At 65.8% G+C, this 16637-nt stretch carries 18 protein-coding genes; 6 read left to right on the top strand and 12 right to left on the bottom strand.

All coding sequences use genetic code 11. The annotated features are described in order from the left end of the window. Positions 1-91: 91 nt before the first annotated feature. Positions 92-547 (top strand): GxxExxY protein, encoded by a 456-nt coding sequence (locus ABZ720_RS07925; protein WP_366554975.1) that lies wholly within the window; start codon positions 92-94, stop codon positions 545-547. A 159-nt stretch (positions 548-706) separates the two neighbouring features. Here ABZ720_RS07925 and ABZ720_RS07920 read toward each other — a convergent pair whose 3' ends face one another. The 11 genes from ABZ720_RS07920 to ABZ720_RS07870 form a co-directional block, all read right to left on the bottom strand. Continuing rightward, the gene (locus ABZ720_RS07920; RefSeq protein WP_366554974.1) at positions 707-1072 is read right to left on the bottom strand and encodes a YbaN family protein; all 366 of its coding nucleotides are present in this window, start codon (positions 1070-1072) and stop codon (positions 707-709) included. A gap of 73 nt (positions 1073-1145) precedes the next feature. After that, positions 1146-2609 carry an AAA family ATPase gene (locus ABZ720_RS07915; RefSeq protein ID WP_366554973.1) on the bottom strand — a complete coding sequence of 488 codons (1464 nt, stop codon included), beginning with the start codon at positions 2607-2609 and terminating at the stop codon, positions 1146-1148. A gap of 235 nt (positions 2610-2844) precedes the next feature. After that, positions 2845-3933: an ABC transporter ATP-binding protein gene (locus ABZ720_RS07910; protein ID WP_366554972.1), complete on the bottom strand. Its 1089-nt coding sequence runs from the start codon at positions 3931-3933 to the stop codon at positions 2845-2847. Then, positions 3930-4730: an ABC transporter permease gene (locus ABZ720_RS07905; RefSeq protein ID WP_366554971.1), complete on the bottom strand. Its 801-nt coding sequence runs from the start codon at positions 4728-4730 to the stop codon at positions 3930-3932. Before ABZ720_RS07905 ends, ABZ720_RS07910 begins: the two co-directional genes overlap by 4 nt. Then, a complete protein-coding gene (locus ABZ720_RS07900) occupies positions 4730-5578 on the bottom strand; it encodes an ABC transporter permease (protein ID WP_366554970.1) in 849 nt (282 codons plus the stop codon). Before ABZ720_RS07900 ends, ABZ720_RS07905 begins: the two co-directional genes overlap by 1 nt. A 66-nt stretch (positions 5579-5644) precedes the next feature. After that, a complete protein-coding gene (locus tag ABZ720_RS07895; RefSeq protein ID WP_366554969.1) occupies positions 5645-6655 on the bottom strand; it encodes an ABC transporter substrate-binding protein in 1011 nt (336 codons plus the stop codon). 34 nt (positions 6656-6689) lie between these two features. Further along, positions 6690-8156, bottom strand: a complete 1467-nt coding sequence (locus ABZ720_RS07890; RefSeq protein ID WP_366554968.1) for an aldehyde dehydrogenase — start codon at positions 8154-8156, stop codon at positions 6690-6692. A gap of 8 nt (positions 8157-8164) precedes the next feature. Then, positions 8165-9202, bottom strand: a complete 1038-nt coding sequence (locus ABZ720_RS07885; protein ID WP_366554967.1) for an LLM class flavin-dependent oxidoreductase — start codon at positions 9200-9202, stop codon at positions 8165-8167. 7 nt (positions 9203-9209) lie between these two features. Next, positions 9210-10124, bottom strand: a complete 915-nt coding sequence (locus ABZ720_RS07880) for a flavin reductase (RefSeq protein ID WP_366554966.1) — start codon at positions 10122-10124, stop codon at positions 9210-9212. Beyond that, positions 10121-10936: an alpha/beta fold hydrolase gene (locus ABZ720_RS07875; RefSeq protein WP_366554965.1), complete on the bottom strand. Its 816-nt coding sequence runs from the start codon at positions 10934-10936 to the stop codon at positions 10121-10123. The genes ABZ720_RS07880 and ABZ720_RS07875 overlap by 4 nt, the downstream gene beginning before the upstream one ends. Then, positions 10908-11510 carry an amino acid synthesis family protein gene (locus ABZ720_RS07870; RefSeq protein WP_366554964.1) on the bottom strand — a complete coding sequence of 201 codons (603 nt, stop codon included), beginning with the start codon at positions 11508-11510 and terminating at the stop codon, positions 10908-10910. Before ABZ720_RS07870 ends, ABZ720_RS07875 begins: the two co-directional genes overlap by 29 nt. A gap of 103 nt (positions 11511-11613) precedes the next feature. On the opposite strand from ABZ720_RS07870, the gene ABZ720_RS07865 reads away from it, so the two are divergent. Continuing rightward, positions 11614-12312 (top strand): GntR family transcriptional regulator, encoded by a 699-nt coding sequence (locus tag ABZ720_RS07865; protein ID WP_366554963.1) that lies wholly within the window; start codon positions 11614-11616, stop codon positions 12310-12312. 3 nt (positions 12313-12315) lie between these two features. Continuing rightward, positions 12316-12600 (top strand): DUF1330 domain-containing protein, encoded by a 285-nt coding sequence (locus ABZ720_RS07860; RefSeq protein WP_366554962.1) that lies wholly within the window; start codon positions 12316-12318, stop codon positions 12598-12600. 10 nt (positions 12601-12610) lie between these two features. On the opposite strand, the gene ABZ720_RS07855 is transcribed toward ABZ720_RS07860, so the two are convergent. Continuing rightward, positions 12611-13723: a LysR family transcriptional regulator gene (locus tag ABZ720_RS07855; protein ID WP_366554961.1), complete on the bottom strand. Its 1113-nt coding sequence runs from the start codon at positions 13721-13723 to the stop codon at positions 12611-12613. A 173-nt stretch (positions 13724-13896) separates the two neighbouring features. Between ABZ720_RS07855 and ABZ720_RS07850 the strand changes: the two genes are divergently transcribed. The 3 genes from ABZ720_RS07850 to ABZ720_RS07840 all read left to right on the top strand — a co-directional run bounded on the left by ABZ720_RS07850 (position 13897) and on the right by ABZ720_RS07840 (position 16635). Further along, on the top strand, positions 13897-15132 hold the full coding sequence (locus ABZ720_RS07850; protein WP_366554960.1) for an ABC transporter substrate-binding protein: 1236 nt from the start codon (positions 13897-13899) through the stop codon (positions 15130-15132). A 65-nt stretch (positions 15133-15197) separates the two neighbouring features. Next, positions 15198-15938 carry an ABC transporter ATP-binding protein gene (locus ABZ720_RS07845; protein ID WP_366554959.1) on the top strand — a complete coding sequence of 247 codons (741 nt, stop codon included), beginning with the start codon at positions 15198-15200 and terminating at the stop codon, positions 15936-15938. Then, the gene (locus ABZ720_RS07840; protein WP_366554958.1) at positions 15931-16635 is read left to right on the top strand and encodes an ABC transporter ATP-binding protein; all 705 of its coding nucleotides are present in this window, start codon (positions 15931-15933) and stop codon (positions 16633-16635) included. The genes ABZ720_RS07845 and ABZ720_RS07840 overlap by 8 nt, the downstream gene beginning before the upstream one ends. Positions 16636-16637: the final 2 nt, after the last annotated feature.

Here is a 16637-nt window from a genome sequence, read left to right as displayed (position 1 = left end):
AAAGCTCACGAGGAATAGTCTTGTGCACTTCGTGCAATTCTTCGTGCCCTTCGTGTCGAGCTGAACAGGCCCGCATCGGGAGGGCGTATGGGTGACAGGGGGCTTGAATCAGGGCTTTGAACGCGTGCCTGAGCGCGCGGAGGCTGCGGGGCGAACGGTTGTCGATGCGGCGCTTGCCGTGCATCGGGCGCTGGGACCGGGTTTGCTGGAATCGGCCTATGAGGCTTGCCTGGCCTGGGAACTGGAGCGGCGCGGGTGCGCCGTGGCACGGCAGCGCATTCTGCCGTTGCGCTACGCGGAGGTCGAAATCGAGGCCGGATACCGCCTTGATCTGCTGGTGAACGACGCCGTGATCGTGGAAATCAAGGCCGTAGAGGCGCTGGGAGCGCTGCACGAGGCGCAGTTGCTGACTTACCTGCGGCTATCGGGCCTGCGGCTATCGGGCCTGCGGCTATCGGGCCTGCGGCTATCGGGCCTGCGGCTCGGATTCCTGATCAATTTCAATGTCCCGCTGGTGAAGCAGGGCATGAAGCGGATGGTGTGTTGAAACCGTGATTGGACACGAAGGGCACCAAGGGTTGCACGAAGTGCAGGAAGGAATCCTTGATTCAACCAGCCCCAAGCAGGGGAAATATCACCTGGTGAACTTCGTGAAGCCCTTGGTGCCCTTCGTGTCGAGCAAGAAGTGCGTTGTACAACGATCTGGTCAACCATAACCATCGGGACGGGTCAGCACGAAGAGTGCGGCGCAGCTCAGGACCACCGCCTGGATGATCAGCACCGTGCTGGAGACCCCCAGCACCCAGGAAAGCGCGAAGGTTGCCGCCATAACGCCCACGGCAATCCGTTTGCTGCGGCGGTCGATGCCGCCGTGTTGCTGCCAGTTACAGATCAGTGGGCCGAAGCGCGGATGGTCCAGCAGCCAGGCGTGCAGCCGCGGCGAGCTGCGCGCGAAGGCGTAGGCGGCCAGCAGCAGGAAGGGCGTGGTGGGCAGCAGCGGCAGCACCGCGCCCACCAGTCCCGTGGCTGTGGCGGCGAGCCCGAACAGCAGCCAGAGCAGCCGAAACGGCACGACCTTGTCCTCCGGTCCATCGGCACCTCGTGGTGCCTGGAACCATGAGACTTCAGCGCCCCGCCCCGAGAAATCAAGCCGGCGCTGCTCGGCCGCAACGACAGTGCAGGGCGCGCGGTGCGATGTCGGCCACGGACGAAATTGCGCCCCGCATCGCGCGCTTGAGGCGCCGGACATCGCCGTGGGCGGCGAAGCCGGCCCGAAGGCTCTCCCGCGCGGCGGGGAGAATGTCCGGCAACTCGGCCGGGCTGCTGCGCAACTCGCTTGCCAGGTCGCGCAGGATGCTGTGGTAGAGCGCGTCGAAATCGGCCGGGCCCGGTGCCGCAACCTGAACGACAGACAGGCGAGACAGCAGCGAATCGGGCAGGCCCTTCAGGCTGTTGGCCGTGAGGATCCAGTTCACCTGCGAGAGGTCGCAAGCGGCCAGCAGGCATTCATCGGGGAAGCTGGCGGCTGACTGCGGTTCCAGGAAGGTGTGAAGGGCATTGACCACGCTGCCGCTGTGCGAGTTCACGGCCCCCTTCTCCACCTCGTCCACGAGACACAGCGGGTTGGCGCAGTTGCTCTGCAGCATGGTCAACAGAGGCAGGGCCGGCTGGGCGCTTGCCCAGCCGCGGGCCGTGCCCGCAAGGCTGCGGTTGTCCATGGACCCGGCGACCGAGATGCCGGCGAAGCCCACCTGCGCAAGCTGCGCCAGCCGCTGGGCAAAGCGCGTCTTGCCGGAGCCGGGCGGGCCAACCAGCAGCAGTGGCTGCAGGCGGAACCAAGGTTGGCCCGTATGGGACATGAGCGCCAGTTCGTCGACCACGCGGGACACTGCCGTCTCCAGCCAGGGAAACTCGAGCCGCAAGGCCGCGCCGGCGGAACCGTGGTTCTCCACCACTTCCGACCCGCGCAGCGGCAAGGGCTCGGCCAGCCCCGCATAAGTCCTAACGATGCGCCGGCCCTCGGAGCTGTCACCGTCGCCGATCGCGGTGAGGATGCGCAAAGACTGCGGTTCGAAGCGCGCTGCCGTGTCCGGTCCCTGGCGCGCGATTCGCACCGCGTGGGTCAGCGTGGCGGCAAGTGCTTCCGAGTCCTCGGCGTCGAGCCGGCCAAAGCTGTACTGCACGGCGGACTGAGGGCGGTAGCGGGACAGGAAGCACTCCTCTCCCTCCCCTTCCTTTTCTTCCAGCTCCCTGTCTCGGGCCAGTTCTTCAGTGCAGGCCTGAAGGCACAGAGGCATGATCTCGCAATCGTCCTCCGCGTGCAGTGCGGCCCAGGTGCCGCGCAGGTCCAAGGGCGCGTGGGCCAGTTCCATCAGGATGGCCAAGCGTTCCTCGGGCGTCAATTCGGGCTTCTCGACCAGGGGCTCGAGATGGCTCGGCAGATGGCGCCGGGACTGCAGCCGGAATGCGGAGAGGGCCGCTTCCCGCTTGGAGGAGTTGGCAAGGCCGGCACCTTCGTCGCGCCAAAGCGCCAAGTCCGCCTTGATACGCTGGATCGCCGCGAAGCGGGCGTGGACGGGAGATTGTTCAGTCTGGTCGGATTCGCTCATGCACAGATCACCATTGCTTGCCTCGAGCCGTCCGGCTCGGCAGGTCTTCATCAAGGCTCTCGTCGGCGTCGGACCTCCGAACGCCAACACACACGCCACCGGCCCGGAGAGGCTGGTTAGCGTCTGCTGCCTATAATGAAGTGGTGCATAAGCATGGCCCCACTGTCTCACGACATGGGGGTTGAGTCAAGCAGAATGCATCCCTTGATTGTCGCCGGTGATCTCGCGGACCAAGTCAAGCGGCGAAGAGATGCGCTCCGTCGGCTTCCCAGGAAACCCAGAGGCGCTGCCCGCGGCTCACGCGCTGGGACAGGGGATCGGAAAAAGGCAGGCGCACAAAGAGGCCTTCACCCCAGGCGGTCTCCGCGCGGACGTCGGTGCTGCTGCCAAGGAAGGTGACGTCGGTGATCGTGACGGCCAGGGCCGAGGTCTCGCCGGCGCCGGTTTCGCTGAGACCGATGCGCTCCGGCCTGAGCAGGAGTTCCGCCTTCTGGCCCGGGGCGCCGGCACCGTGCAGGGGCACCGCCCCCAGGCGGGTGCCGTCGGGAAAGCGCATTGCGGCCTGCCCGCCCTGGACGGACTCGATCTCAGCGCTGAGAAAGGCGCTGTCCCCGATGAAGTCGGCGACGAAGCGGGTGGCCGGCTGGTCGTAGAGGTGCTGGCCGCTTCCCACCTGCTCGATCCGCCCGGCGTTGAAGACGGCGATGCGATCGGACAGGCGCAGCGCCTCCTCCTGATCGTGGGTGACATAGAGGATCGTCACGCCGGTTTCCTGGTGGATGCGCCGGATCTCGAGCTGGATCTCCTCGCGCAGCTTCTTGTCCAGGGCGGAGAGCGGCTCGTCCATCAGCAGCACCGGCGGGTCGTAGACCAGAGCGCGCGCCAGAGCCACGCGCTGCTGCTGCCCGCCGGAGAGCTGCGCCGGCATGCGGTCCTGGAAATCCTCGAGGCGCACCAGCTCCAGGGCGCGGCCCACCTTCTGGGTGATCTCCGCCTGCCGCAGGCGGCGCACGCGAAGCGGAAAGGCGACGTTCTCGCGCACGCTGAGATGCGGAAAGAGCGTGTAGCGCTGGAACACCATGCCGATGTTGCGCTTGTGCGAGGGCACGGGGAGGATCGAGCGCCCACCCAGCAGGATGTCGCCGGAGGTGGGCTCCTGGAAGCCGGCCAGGATGTAGAGCGTCGTGCTCTTGCCCGAACCGGACGGCCCGAGGAAGGTCATGAACTCGCCTTCCGGCACCTCCAGGTCGACCCGGTCGGCCGCCACGACGTCGCCGCCGTAGACTTTGCGAATCGCCTGAAAATGAAGGTAGGGAGCCGTCATGCTTTCTTTCCTTTGCGCAGAAGGGCGGCGGCCAGCATCAGCAGGATCGTCAGCGCCACGAGCAGGGTGGAGGCGGCCGCGATCACCGGGGTCAGGTCCTGGCGCAGCGTGCCCCAGATGCGCACCGGCAGGGTCTGCAGGGTGGGGCTGGCCATGAAGATCGCGATCACCACCTCGTCCCAGGAGATGAGAAAGGAGAAGATCGCGGCCGAGAAGAGTCCGTGGCTGATGGCCGGCAGGGTGACGCGCAGGCGCGCCTCCCAGGGCGAGGCGCCACAGACCACCGCCGCATCCTCGATTGCCGGATCGAAGGTCTCCAGCGCGCCGGAGATGGCGATGATCGAGAAGGGCAGGGCGATGACCACATGGGCGATGACGAAGCCGGCCAGGGTGCCGCTCAGCCCGATGCGCAGGAAGAGCGCATAGAGCGCCACCGCCAGGATAACCACCGGCAGCACCATGGGCGTGAGGAAGAAGGTGCGCAGCACCGCCTTGCCCTTGAAGCGCCCGCGCACCAGGCCGATGGACGCCAGCAGGCCCAGCGCCACCGAAATGACGGTCACGATCAGCCCGATCTTGGCCGAGGTGAGTGCGGACTCGATCCAGCGCGAGTCGGCGAAGAGTTCTTCGTACCAGCGCAGCGTCCAGCCCGGCGGCGGGAAGATCAGCCAACGGGAGTCGCCGAATGACAGCGCGACGATGAAGACGATGGGCAGCAGCAGGAAGAGCGCCACCAGGGCGCAGATCAGCCCCAGACCCCAGCGCCAGGCGCCCAGCTTGCTGAAGGTGAGGAGCATCAGGCCGTTCCCTTTGGCTCGCCGATCAGCCGCAGCTGCAGCGCATAGAGGCTGAGCGTGACCACGAGGAGGATGAAGGCCGCGGCCCCGCCCATGCCCCAGTTGACCAGGGACTGGACCTGCTGAGCGATCATCTCGGCCAGCATCATGTTGGCCGTGCCGCCCAGCAGCGCCGGTGTCACGAAGTAGCCGAGCGACATGACGAAGACCATGAGCGCGCCCGACGCGATGCCCGGCACGGCGAGCGGCAGCAACACCCTCCCGAGTGCCTGCAAACGGGTGGCGCCGCAGAGCGCGGCGGCCTGCAGGATGGCCGGATCGATCTTGCGGATGACGCCGTAGATGGGCAGCACCATGAAGGGCAGCATGATGTAGACCATGCCGATGGTGACGCCGGTGAGGTTGTTGACCAGGGGGATCGGCTCACTGGTCAGGCCAAGTTGCATCAGCGTTCGGTTGATGAGCCCGGTCTGCTGCAGCAGCACCATCCAGGCGTAGGTGCGCGCCAGCAGATTGGTCCACATGGACAGCAATACGACGGAGAACAGCAGTCCGGCCAAGGGGCGCGGCATGATGACCAGCGCCCAGGCCACCGGGAAGGCGAGCAGCGCCGTGATCAGCGTGACCAGCCCGGCAACCAGGAAGGTGTTGAAGAAGATCTTGGCGTAGGTGCCACTGGCCAGAAGTTCGCGATAGTTCTGCAACCCCAGCTCCGGCTCGGTGACCGAGCGGCTGAGCAGCAGCGCGACCGGCACGACGAAGAAGGCAAGCAGCAGCACCAGCGCCGGCAGGATCATGCCGGTGCCTTTGCGCATGCGGGGCCGGGCGAGGGCGAACGTCGAACTCATGGAGGACCCTTCGCAAGACGGGTCCCGCCCCCAACCGGGAGGGACGGGACCCGGAGGCTGGTGCTATTATTCGGCCTGCCAAGCGTACCAGCGATTGCCGATCTCATCGCGGTGTTCGGCCCAGTAGGCCATGTCGGCATTCACCTGCACGGCGGTCTGGGCGTCGGGGAGGGTGGCGCGAATCTCGCTGTCCATCAGCTCCGGCGAGCCCATGTTGATCGGCGCGTAGCTGGAGAGACGGGCAAACTCGGCCTGGGCCTCGGCGGAAGTCGCGTGAGCGATGTAGGCCATGGCGGCTTCCTTGTTGGGCGCACCCTTGGGCACCACCAGGGCGTCGGCGGCGGTGATGTTGTGGTCCCAGGAGATGCCGACATCCATGCCGTCGTCCTGGAGCGCGGTCAGCCGGCCGTTCCAGAAGAAGCCGATGGGCGCCTCGCCGGAGGCCAGAAGCTGCTGCGACTGGGCGCCGCCGGCCCACCAGATGATCTCGGATTTGATCGTGTCGAGCTTGGCAAAGGCCCGGTCGAGGTCGAGCGGATAAAGCTCATCGGCCGGAACGCCGTCGGCCAGGAGTGCTGCTTCGATCACGCCGGGTGCCGACCACTTGTAGAAGGTGCGCTTGCCCGGAAAGGCTTCCAGATCGAAGAGATCGGAAAGGCTTTCCGGCGCATCACCGGAGAAGTGGGCCGGATTGTAGCCCAGCACGAAGGAATAGTAGAAGCTGCCCACCGCGTAGTCGGAGGTGAAGCGCGGGTCCAGGGACTCACGGTCGATCACGTCGAAATCAAGCGGCTCGAGCAGGCCCTGGTTGCTGGCCTGCAGCGCATAGTCGAACTCCACGTCGACCACGTCCCAGGCCACGTTTCCGGCCTCGACCATGGCCTTCAGCTTGCCGTAGTCGGTCGGCCCGTCCTGTATGATGTTGATGCCGCTTTCCGCGGTGAAAGGCTCGGCCCAGGCCTCGGCCTGTGCGTCCTGGGTGGTGCCGCCCCAGCTGGTGAAGACCATGTCCTCGGCGGCGGCGGCCTGGCTGGCCAGCAGCCCAGCGGCGGCCAATGCAAAGATGCGAGACTTCATTTCCACTCTCCCTGATGTGCGATGTTGGTGGCAATCAACCCATGACGAAGGGGTCGGGTATGGGCGCATCGCTGGTACGAAGCCATACCGTTTTGATGCGGGTGTAGTCGAGGGCTGCAGCCAGCCCGCCTTCCCGGCCGTGGCCCGAGAGGCCCGATCCGCCGAAGGGGGCGATGGGGGACACGGCGCGATAGCCGTTGACCCAGACCACGCCGGCGCGCAGGGCCCGGATCATCCGGTGCGCGCGGGTCAGATCGCGGGTGAAAAGCCCGGCGGCAAGGCCGTAGGGCGTGCCGTTGGCCAGGGCCACAGCTTCCGCCTCATCCTCGAAACCGAGCACCGAGAGCACCGGTCCGAAAAGCTCGCGCTCAATGCAGGCGGCGCTCTGCGCGCGGCTGCAATCGAGTATTGTCGGGCGATAGTAGTAGCCGGTCTCGCCGAGGCGTTCCCCGCCGGTGATGCGCTCCACTCCGGCCTCAAGCGACTCCGCCACGACGGCCTCGATGGTGTCGCGCTGGCGCGCGGTGCACAGTGGCCCCATCTCGGTCGCGGGATCGTCGGGCCGGTCGATTCGGATGGCCTCCGCCTTGCGCCGCAGTCGGTCGAGCAGGGCCTCCTTGACGCTGTTCTGCACCAGCAGGCGTGAACCGGCGACGCAGCTCTGGCCGCTGGCAGCGAAGATGCCGGCGACCTGCGCATTGGCAGCGCTGTCGAGGTCGGCGTCGTCAAAGACGATGAAGGGCGACTTGCCGCCCAATTCCAGCGAAGTGCTGGCCAGGTTCTCCGCCGAGCCGCGCACCACCGCGCGGGCGGTCTCTGGCCCGCCGGTGAAGGCAACATGGTCGACGAGAGGGTGGCTGGTCAGCACGGCACCGCACTCGGTTCCGAAACCGGTGATGATGTTGACCACGCCGGGCGGAAAACCGACTTCGTGGACGAGGCGGGCAAACTCCAGCAGTGGCGCCGGGCCGTCCTCGGAGGCCTTGAGCACCACCGTGCAGCCGGCCGCCAGGGCAGGGCCCAGCTTGACCGCGGAAAGAAACAGTTGGCTGTTCCAGGGCACCACGGCCGCCACGACCCCCAGGGGCTCGCGTCGCAGCCAGACTTCCATGTCGGGCTTGTCGATGGGCAGGTGCGCGCCCTCGATCTTGTCGGCCAAGCCGGCGTAGTAGCGATAGTACTCGGCCACATAGGCGATCTGTGCGCGCGTTTCGCGGATGATCTTGCCAGTATCGCGGGTCTCGAGCTCCGCCAGGCGCGGCGCCGCCTGCTCCACCCGTTCCGCCAGGCGATAGAGCAGCTTGCCGCGCTGGCTTGCGGTCAAGTCGCGCCAAGCCGGATCGCCCAAGGCGCGCTGGGCGGCTTTGACCGCGCGGTCGACATCCTCGGCCTTGGCTTCGGGCATGATGGCCCAGGGCTGTTCCGTGGCCGGGTCGAGCGACGAGAACTCGCCCGATCCCGCTTCGAAACAGCCGTCAATGTAGAGGGAGAAGCGTTCCATGGTCGGCCTCAAGCGAAGTGGGGCATGACGTCGTGCAGGAAGCGTTCAAGCGATGCGCGCTTGCGCTCGTAGGTCATGCCGCTGTCGATCCAGAAGGCGAACTCGTCGTAGCCCAGTGCCTCGTAGTGCTTGAGACGCTCCACCACCTCTCCCGCTTCGCCGATGATGTTGTTTCGGCGCATTGTCTCCGGGGACAAGAAGGGATGGGCGGCGATCTCTTCCTCGCTCAGTGGGGCGACCAGCCCCTGGGACACCGGGCGCTCGTTTTTGAACCAGGCGCCGAAGTAGTTGTAGAAGCGATTGATCTCGTCGGCGCCCTGCTGCGCGTCCGCTTCGCTGTCGGCGACGTAGGTGTGGCGCAGCACCATGATCTTCGGCCGGGGAACGGCCGGGTGCTCGGCGCAGGCGGTGTTGAAGCGCTGCATCAGGCTCTCCACCTCCTCATCGCCCTGAAACAGCGGCGTCACCTGGACGTTGCAGCCGTGGGCCACTGCGAAGGCGTGGCTGCTGGGATCGCGGGCAGCGACCCAGATCGGTGGATGCGGCTGCTGCATGGGCAGCGGCGCGGAGGTGGTGGCCGGGAACTGCCAGTGCTCGCCTGCGTGCGCATAGTCTCCGGCCCAGAGGCCTTGGATCGCGGGGATGAGCTCGCGCAGCTTCTGCCCGGCCGTCCAGGCGTCCAGTCCCGGGCAGAGACGCTCGTACTCGTAGCTGTAGGCCCCGCGCGCGATCCCCAATTCAAGCCGGCCGTCGGTGACGATGTCGGTCATCGCTGCCTCGCCCGCCAGGCGGATGGGGTGCCAGAAGGGGGCGATGACCGTGCCGGTACCCAGGCGGACGTTGCGCGTGCGCCGGGCAATGTCCACCAGGTTGATGAAGGGGTTGGGCGCGATGGTGAAGTTCATCCCATGATGCTCGCCGGTCCAGATGGCGTGCATGCCGCCCTCGTCGGCCATCGCGCAGAGCTGGAGCAACTCCTCGTAGAGCTGTCGCTGGCTCTGACCTGGGGTCAAGCGTTCCATGTGAACGAAAAGCGAAATCTTCATGGCGGACCTACCCTTGTGCCACGCGACGGACCTGGCCGGATCTCTGGTTGCCGAAATAGACCCCGAAGTTGCCCAGCCGGCTTTCGTCGGCGAAGCGGGTCAACATGGTGCGCAGGGCCTCGTCGGCCACCCGGTGCAGGGTGTCGGGGGTGAGTACGTGGAAGTGCCCTTGCTTGGGCTGCCCGTTGGAACTGGGGCAGAGGAAGGAGATGTGCTGCTTGCCCTCGTCCGGGTCTTCGTAGACGGCGTAAATAAAGCCGGGTGAGGCCTCGAGTCCGCTGGCGGCGATCAACTCGCCAAGGGCGGTGCTGGTGCCGCTGCGGGCTGCGCGGGCTTCCGGTAGGGACAGCGCCCCGTCGCTTCGTTCGACCAGCAGCACTCGCCCGTCCTGCTCCAGAATGGCGCTGACCAGGACCGCCGGACCGCCCGCCGCGGCAACGCCGCTCTTGGCCGGGGTGAAGTAGGTGCCGCGGTAGTAGCCCAGGCCTGGCTCGTTGTTTGCATCGAAGGCCTCGATGCGATCCAGCATGATGGCGTGATCGCCGGCGTCGACGAAGCGTTCCATCCGGCAGTCGAACCAGGCCGAGACCTCCGGCAGGATGGGCGCGCCGCTGCTTTCCGTGCGCCAATCCAGGCCGCTGAAGCGGTCGGCCACCGGTCGGCCGAAGGTGTTGGAAATCGACTTCTGGTGTTCGGCCAGAATGTTGACCGCGAAGCTTTCGGCCGCTGCGAAGTGCTGGAAGTTCCGGGAGGTCTTGGCCAGGGACACGAGCAGCAGCGGTGGGTCGAGCGACACGGAGGAAAAGGAGTTGGCCGTGAAGCCAATGGGGGCGCCGTCGCTGTCCAGGGTCGTGACGACCGTGACCCCGGTCATGAAGGCACCGAAGGCGTCGCGAAGCTGGCGATAGTCCTGCCCGCTCATACCCTGGCCTCCTCTGCTTGTGGAATGCGCGTCAGCCAGCCGCGCAGGGCCTCGTTGACGACCTCGGGTGCCGTCAGGTTGACCATGTGGCGCTCGCCGGGGATGACCAGGACCTCGCCGTCAGGGGCCGCCGTCGCCATGACTTCGGCCATGGCCGGAGTCGAGTTCGGATCCTCCGCACCGGTCAGCGCCAGGGTGGGGCAGCGGATCTGCTCCCAGCGATCGGCGTAGACGGCATCACCCTCGGCAAAGGCGCGATAGGCCGTGGCATAGCCTTGCGGGTCCACATCCTGCAGCCAGCCGGCTACGGACGCGCGTGCCTTCTGCTCGGCGGGGCGTTCGGTGAACCAGCGGCTGAGCGGCGCCTCGCTGTCCATCTTGCCCACAGTCAGTTGCTGCGCCCGCGCCAGCACCGAGGCGCGTGCTTCGGGCGAGCGGCGGTAGACGGCGTTCAGGACGGCCAGGCGCCTCACCAGATCCGGACGCTCGATGGCGACTCCGGCGGCGATCAGGGCACCCATGGAGTGGCCGGCCAGATTCACCGGCCCGCAGTCCAGGCCCTGCAGCACTTCTATGAGCCAGGCGACAAAGTCCGGCAGCCGGGAGTCCTGCGGTAAGGGGCTGCTGCCCCCGTGGCCAGGCATGTCGATGGCCAGAACGCGCCAGCTGCCGGAGAGCGCTTCGATCTGGGGTCCCCAGGCCTGGGCGCAGAGGCCGACGCCGTGCACCAGAACCAGGGGCTCGCCCTGACCGACCTCCAGGAAGGCCGCCTGTCCACCTGCCTCAGACAGCGGCAGGGTTCGAGACGTCATGGCCGAGTTCCTTCAGATCCTGATAGCGGTCGCCGATGCGATGGTGCGGGCGGCCGCCGATGGAGGCGCCCAGCGCCACCAAAATCTCGTCGGGCGCCGGGGCATCGGGGATGGCGAAATGGATGGTCAGGTAGTGCGAACGCCGCCCCGCGTCGTTCTTGTCCATCAGGGGGATCATCACCGGGGCATTGGCGCCGCCGCGGGTGTTGCAGAAGGACAGGTAGGACTTGGCGGCGACCGCCTCGCGGTAATGGTTGCCGAAGCGCAGGGTGTGGATCAGGCCGGAGGCATGCTCGACCTCGCCGTTCAGTCCCACGACACCTGACTTGCCGTAACCCTCCACCGCTTCGCCCGAGCCGGCTTCGGTGATGATCATTTCAGTCAGCAGTTCGCCAAGTCCCGGGGCCACGTCGTGAATCTCGGGCCGCAGGTCCTCTACGAAACCGCGACCCGCCCAGGGGTTCTGGACCACCGCCGCAGCTGCGATGAGGCGCAGCGGTTGCGGGGCGGCTTTGCCGCCTTCGATGAAGGTCTTTTCAACGTGCAGCAGGGTCTTGCGAATGACGGCTGGCATGACGAGGCCCTTTCAGTCTTGTGCTTGTGGTATGTTGGTATACCGTCTGACGGAATGTCAATAGACCATTGCCCCTTGTGATGCCCGCGACTAGGATGCCGACATGACCCAGGCCGCCTCCAATCTGCGGATCGACCGTCCTCCGCAAACGCTGCGCGAAATGGCGCTTGAGCGCATGCGCGGTGCCATCATTGCGGGATACTTCAAATCGGGAGAGCGACTGGTCGAGCGCTCGCTCTGCGATCAGCTCGGCGTGAGTCGCTCGGTGGTCCGCGAGGTGATCCGTTACCTGGAAGCGGAAGGCCTGGTGGAGTCCCAGCACAACAAGGGACCGACCGTTGCGTCGCTCAGCTGGGAGCAGGCGCGCCAGATCTACCGGATTCGTCTGCAGCTCGAGCGTGATGCGGCCGCAGCCTGCGCCGAGGGGGCCGACGCGGCAACCAAGACAGAGCTCCAGCAGGCGCTCAAGGCCCTGGAGAAGGCTTTTGCCGCGGGCCACACGATCGGCCTGTTCGATGCCACGACGCGTTTCTACGAGGTGATCTTCCGCTCAGCTGGACACGACATCGCCTGGGAGATCGTTCAGCGCCTCAACAGCCGGATCAGCCGCCTGCGCGGGCTGACGCTCGCGACCAAGGACCGCCATGTCTCGGGCCATGCGCGCATGGCCCAGATCTGTCAGGCGATCCTCGACAATGATCCGGAAGCAGCGGCGCAGTCGGTCGAAGAACACTTGACCGAGGCCGCGACCATTGCCCGGCGCCTCCTGCAGGCGGAAAGCGACGCGGAAGAGGAGAGATAGGCCATGCCCGCCTACTGGATTGCCCACGTCAAGGTGACCGACCCCGAGCGCTATCGCGGCTATACCGAGCTGGCACCTGCAGCCTTCTCCAGGCATGGCGCCCGCTTCCTTGCGCGCGGCGGCGAGAGCGAGACCTTCGAGGGCACGGCCTACGAGCGCCAGGTGGTGATCGAGTTCCCCGACCTGGAAAGCGCCCGCGCCTGTTACCGATCACCCGAGTACCAGGCTGCGAAGGCCAAACGTGACGGCGCCTGCGTCGCCCACGTCAGTATCGTCGCCGGCCTGTAGCGCGCTTGCCCTATCCAGGCTCGGTTGAGACCAGCCCGTACCAGGCCCCTGGAGCGTCCAGCGGTAGGACCGTCTCGCTGGGGGTGAAGCCCGCAATGCGCTGACGCAGGGCGTCGATGAAGAGCTGTTCGGCCGAGGTGTGGCGGCAGCGCGGGTTGATTACCAAGTGGATCGGGGCTTCCGGCAGCTCATCGTACGGCGGCAATCGCCAGAGCCGACCGTCGGCCGCTTCCTCGGCAACTGAATGCAGCGGGAACATGGCGATGCCGATGCCGGCGCCGACCATGCGCTTGACCTCCGAGACATTGAACGACTGTGCCACCACGCGCAGCTGCAGGCGCTGGCGCAACTGGGACAACTGCGTCGGCCAACTGCTCTCTGCCAGACGGTTGGTTTGCATGGAGACGCAGTCCAGGCCCTGAAGGTCGTCGAGGCTCAGATCCCGGCGCCCGTAAAGCGGGTGGCGGCCGCCACAGAAATGGCCGAAGCGTACGCGATAGACCGGTTCGTAGTGCAGATCGGGGCGAAAGCGATCCATGTAGACCAGGCCCAGCGAACTGGTCTTGTTGAGCACGCTGCGCTCCGCGTTGACGCTGCTGGTCACAGTGGTCTGGATCCGCACATCCGGATAATCACGGTGGAAGTGATAGAGCAGGTCGTTCAGCAGGTGGTCCGGCATGGTGCTGGCCATGGTGAGCCGCACCGTGCCCTGCACCGCCCCGCTGAGGTCGGCGATCTTGGAAGAGAGGCGCGAGACGTGCCCGTAGATCTCCAGACTCTCCTCGAAAAGCAGCAACCCGGCCGGGGTGAGTTCGAAGTTGGATCCGCCCCGTTTCAGCAGCGTCATACCCAACTGCTCCTCGAGGCGGCGCAGGCTGTTCGAGATGCTGGGCTGACTGACCAGGAGTCGGTTGGCGGCACGAGTCAGGCTGCGTTCCTGGGCAATCACGATAAAGGTGCGCAGCAGGTTCCAGTTAAGATTGCGTGCCGTGGCCTCGAGCGGAAAGGCCTCCGCCTCATCCATGAGCGAGCGGGTGCGTTCGGCATCGGCATAGGGCAGGTGGTTTCCCTTGCGCGGCGGATGGGCGAGAGCGTCGCTGTCCGATGCATTCGGTTTCATCATAGCAATTAATTATATTCCAGATAGCGATAATCTATTTGAAACATGACTTGCCCGGGCCTTCAATGCCCTCGGCTCATGGATTCGCTTTTCTCGTAGGACACCGCCGTTGGTGAACCTACTTCCGGAAGACTCGGCCTCGGGCCTATCCGGATAATCACCACAGGGAGAAAAAAATGCTTCGTCGAACCCGTCTACTCAGCGGCAGCGCAGGCCTTCTGGCCGCCGGTGCCATGCTTGCCAGCGGTGTGGCCGCTGCCGATACCATCAAGATCGGCGTGGTCGGGCCGCTGACCGGACCGGCTGCCAACTCCGGCATCTCCATGCGTCAGGCCTACGAACTGGTGGCGCAGGAGGTAAACGAGGAAGGCGGCCTGAACATCGATGGCGAGCAGGTTCGGGTGGAGTTGATCTTCGAGGACAGCGCCTCGCGCCCCGAGGTCGGCGTCAGTGCGGCCCAGAAACTCCTGACCCGCGACCAGGTCGATCTCCTGGTGGGTGACACCATCGCCAGCTCCGTCACGCTGGCGCTCATGGAAGTGGCACCCAGCTTCAACAAGTTCATGATGAGCGGCCAGCCGGTCTCGATCGAAATCGCCAACAAGATCAAGACCGATCCCGAGCGCTTCGCCAACTTCTGGAAATCCAGCTTCAACAGCGATGCCTATGCCGACACGCTGCACGGCACGGTGAGCTGGCTAATGGAGTCGGGCGATCTCGACGCCGGCGACAAGTCGGTGGCCTTCATCGTCGAGGATACCGACTACGGCATCTCCAACTACGAATACACCGCCCCGCTCTTCGAAGAGCAAGGCTGGACCACCCAGATGGAGACCGTGGCGCTGGGCCATGCCGATTTCTATCCGCAGCTCTCCAAGCTGCGTAACGATGAGCCGGACGTGGTGGTTTCCATCTTCACCTCGGTCAACTCGGGCATCGCCCTGGTGAAGCAGATCGAGGAGCAGGGCCTGGAAGCGCTGCACCTCGCCGTCTACTACCCGATCCGCTCCGAGTTCCTCGAGGGCGCCGGCGAAGCGGCGGAAGGTCTGCTCTGGACGCCGCTGATGTTCGATCCGGTGAACAACGAGGAACACAAGGAGTTCTCGGATTACATGAACGAGAGCATCGGCGTGGCGGCCGGCGGTGACCATGCTCAGGGCTACTGCCAGATGGGCATGCTGCTCGACAACATCGAGCGCGCGGGCACGGTTGAGCCGGAGGCACTCTCCGCTGTTTTCGCCGATACCGACTATAGCTGCGTGATCGCCCGCTACGTCTACGACACCGAGATCCACACCCCGAAGGTCGGGGCCGAGTATCTCCCGGTGCCGATGGCGCAGATCCAGGATGGCTCCAGCTTCGCCATCTGGCCCGAAACCACGGCGACCTCCGAGTTCCAGCCGCAGAACTGAGGCCGAGAACTGTAATCGATCCGGCTCCGGCGCACCGCCGGAGCCGGACAGCGGCAGGAATGTGCATGTCTTCTCGCAGTCAGCAACCGCTTCTGCAGGTGGAGCAGGCCTCCATGATCTTCGGAGGTCTGGTCGCGGTGAAGGATCTCAGCCTGGAGCTGGGCAAGGGCGAGATCCTGGCTCTCATGGGCCCCAACGGGGCCGGCAAGACCACCACCTTCAACATGATCGCCGGCGCGCTCATTCCCACCAGCGGGCGGATTCTGTTCGAGGGTCGCGACATCACCCGCATGAAACCCGATGGGCGGTGCCGGGCGGGGGTGGCGCGCACCTTCCAGATCACCCAGCCCTTCCACGAGCTCTCCGTGGTCGAGAACGTGATGGTGGGCTCCATGGTCCACCACACCAGCCTGGCGGAAACCCGCAAGGAGGCCCTGACCTACGTCGAGATGGTCGGGCTGGGCGCGAAGGCCGAGGCGCCGGCCAAGCAACTCAGCACGGGTCAGCGCAAGCGCCTGGAACTCGCCCGCGCCATGGCCACCCGGCCGCGTCTCCTGCTGATGGACGAGGTGACCGGCGGCGTGGATCAGAAGAGCATTCCCGATCTGGTGGCGCTGGTGCAGCGCCTGCACGGGGAGGGGCTGACCCTGATCATCATCGAACACAACATGCGTGTGATTAGCGAACTGGCCCATCGCGCCATCTTCATGAATCGCGGCGAGAAGATCGCCGAGGGCACCCCGGCAGAGATTGCCGAGCACCCCGACGTGGTGGAGCTCTACCTCGGCGAGGCCGCCCATGCTTGAGATCGAGGGGCTGGATGTTTTCTACGGCGACTTCCAGGTGCTCTGGGACGTCGGCCTGACCGTCGGATCCGGCGAGGTGGTTGCCGTGCTCGGCCCCAATGGTTCGGGCAAGAGCACCGTGCTTAAGGCGATCATGGGCCTGACGGCGGCCAAGCGCGGGCGAATCACCTTCGAGGGGCATGACCTGCGGCGGGTGCCCACCCATGGCAAGGTGGATCTGGGCATTTCCATGGTGCTGGAGCGGCGTCGCCTCTTCGGCGCGATGAGCGTACAGGAGAACGTCCTGCTGGGCGCCTACAGCTGCCGTGACAAGGCGGAGGTCAAGCGTCGGCTCGAATGGGTGGAGAGCCTTTTTCCCATCATCGCCGAACGGCGCGGCCAGGAAGCGGGCCGCATGTCCGGCGGTGAACAGCAGATGGTGGCGATCGCGCGCAGCCTCATGTCCAAGCCGCGCCTGCTGCTGATGGACGAGCCGTTCCTGGGCCTGGCCCCGCGCATCGTGCATCAGATCCTCGACATCATCCGCAAGATCCACGCCGAAGGCATCTCGGTCGTCTTCAACGAGCAGAACGTCCAGCTCTCCTTCGGCCTGTCCGACCGGGGTTACCTCCTGGAAAGCGGCCGGGTGGTCTTGAGCGGAACCGGAGACGAGATGCTTTCAAGCGACGTGGTGCGGCGCGTCTATCTCGGCGGCTGACG

It is taken from the genome of Aquibaculum sediminis (genome assembly GCF_040712085.1).
GTDB classification, from domain to species: Bacteria; Pseudomonadota; Alphaproteobacteria; order Kiloniellales; family DSM-21159; genus Aquibaculum; species Aquibaculum sediminis.
This window is presented reverse-complemented; position numbering and strand designations above follow the sequence as displayed.

Excerpts from the sequence above, each read along its gene's own strand:
- ABZ720_RS07915 (WP_366554973.1), bottom strand. The coding sequence starts at position 2,609 with ATGAGCGAATCCGACCAGACTGAACAATCTCCCGTCCACGCCCGCTTC.
- ABZ720_RS07910 (WP_366554972.1), bottom strand. The coding sequence starts at position 3,933 with ATGACGGCTCCCTACCTTCATTTTCAGGCGATTCGCAAAGTCTACGGC.
- ABZ720_RS07905 (WP_366554971.1), bottom strand. The coding sequence starts at position 4,730 with ATGCTCCTCACCTTCAGCAAGCTGGGCGCCTGGCGCTGGGGTCTGGGG.
- ABZ720_RS07900 (WP_366554970.1), bottom strand. The coding sequence starts at position 5,578 with ATGAGTTCGACGTTCGCCCTCGCCCGGCCCCGCATGCGCAAAGGCACC.
- ABZ720_RS07895 (WP_366554969.1), bottom strand. The coding sequence starts at position 6,655 with ATGAAGTCTCGCATCTTTGCATTGGCCGCCGCTGGGCTGCTGGCCAGC.
- ABZ720_RS07890 (WP_366554968.1), bottom strand. The coding sequence starts at position 8,156 with ATGGAACGCTTCTCCCTCTACATTGACGGCTGTTTCGAAGCGGGATCG.
- ABZ720_RS07885 (WP_366554967.1), bottom strand. The coding sequence starts at position 9,202 with ATGAAGATTTCGCTTTTCGTTCACATGGAACGCTTGACCCCAGGTCAG.
- ABZ720_RS07880 (WP_366554966.1), bottom strand. The coding sequence starts at position 10,124 with ATGAGCGGGCAGGACTATCGCCAGCTTCGCGACGCCTTCGGTGCCTTC.
- ABZ720_RS07875 (WP_366554965.1), bottom strand. The coding sequence starts at position 10,936 with ATGACGTCTCGAACCCTGCCGCTGTCTGAGGCAGGTGGACAGGCGGCC.
- ABZ720_RS07870 (WP_366554964.1), bottom strand. The coding sequence starts at position 11,510 with ATGCCAGCCGTCATTCGCAAGACCCTGCTGCACGTTGAAAAGACCTTC.
- ABZ720_RS07865 (WP_366554963.1), top strand. The coding sequence starts at position 11,614 with ATGACCCAGGCCGCCTCCAATCTGCGGATCGACCGTCCTCCGCAAACG.
- ABZ720_RS07860 (WP_366554962.1), top strand. The coding sequence starts at position 12,316 with ATGCCCGCCTACTGGATTGCCCACGTCAAGGTGACCGACCCCGAGCGC.
- ABZ720_RS07855 (WP_366554961.1), bottom strand. The coding sequence starts at position 13,723 with ATGATGAAACCGAATGCATCGGACAGCGACGCTCTCGCCCATCCGCCG.
- ABZ720_RS07850 (WP_366554960.1), top strand. The coding sequence starts at position 13,897 with ATGCTTCGTCGAACCCGTCTACTCAGCGGCAGCGCAGGCCTTCTGGCC.
- ABZ720_RS07845 (WP_366554959.1), top strand. The coding sequence starts at position 15,198 with ATGTCTTCTCGCAGTCAGCAACCGCTTCTGCAGGTGGAGCAGGCCTCC.
- ABZ720_RS07840 (WP_366554958.1), top strand. The coding sequence starts at position 15,931 with ATGCTTGAGATCGAGGGGCTGGATGTTTTCTACGGCGACTTCCAGGTG.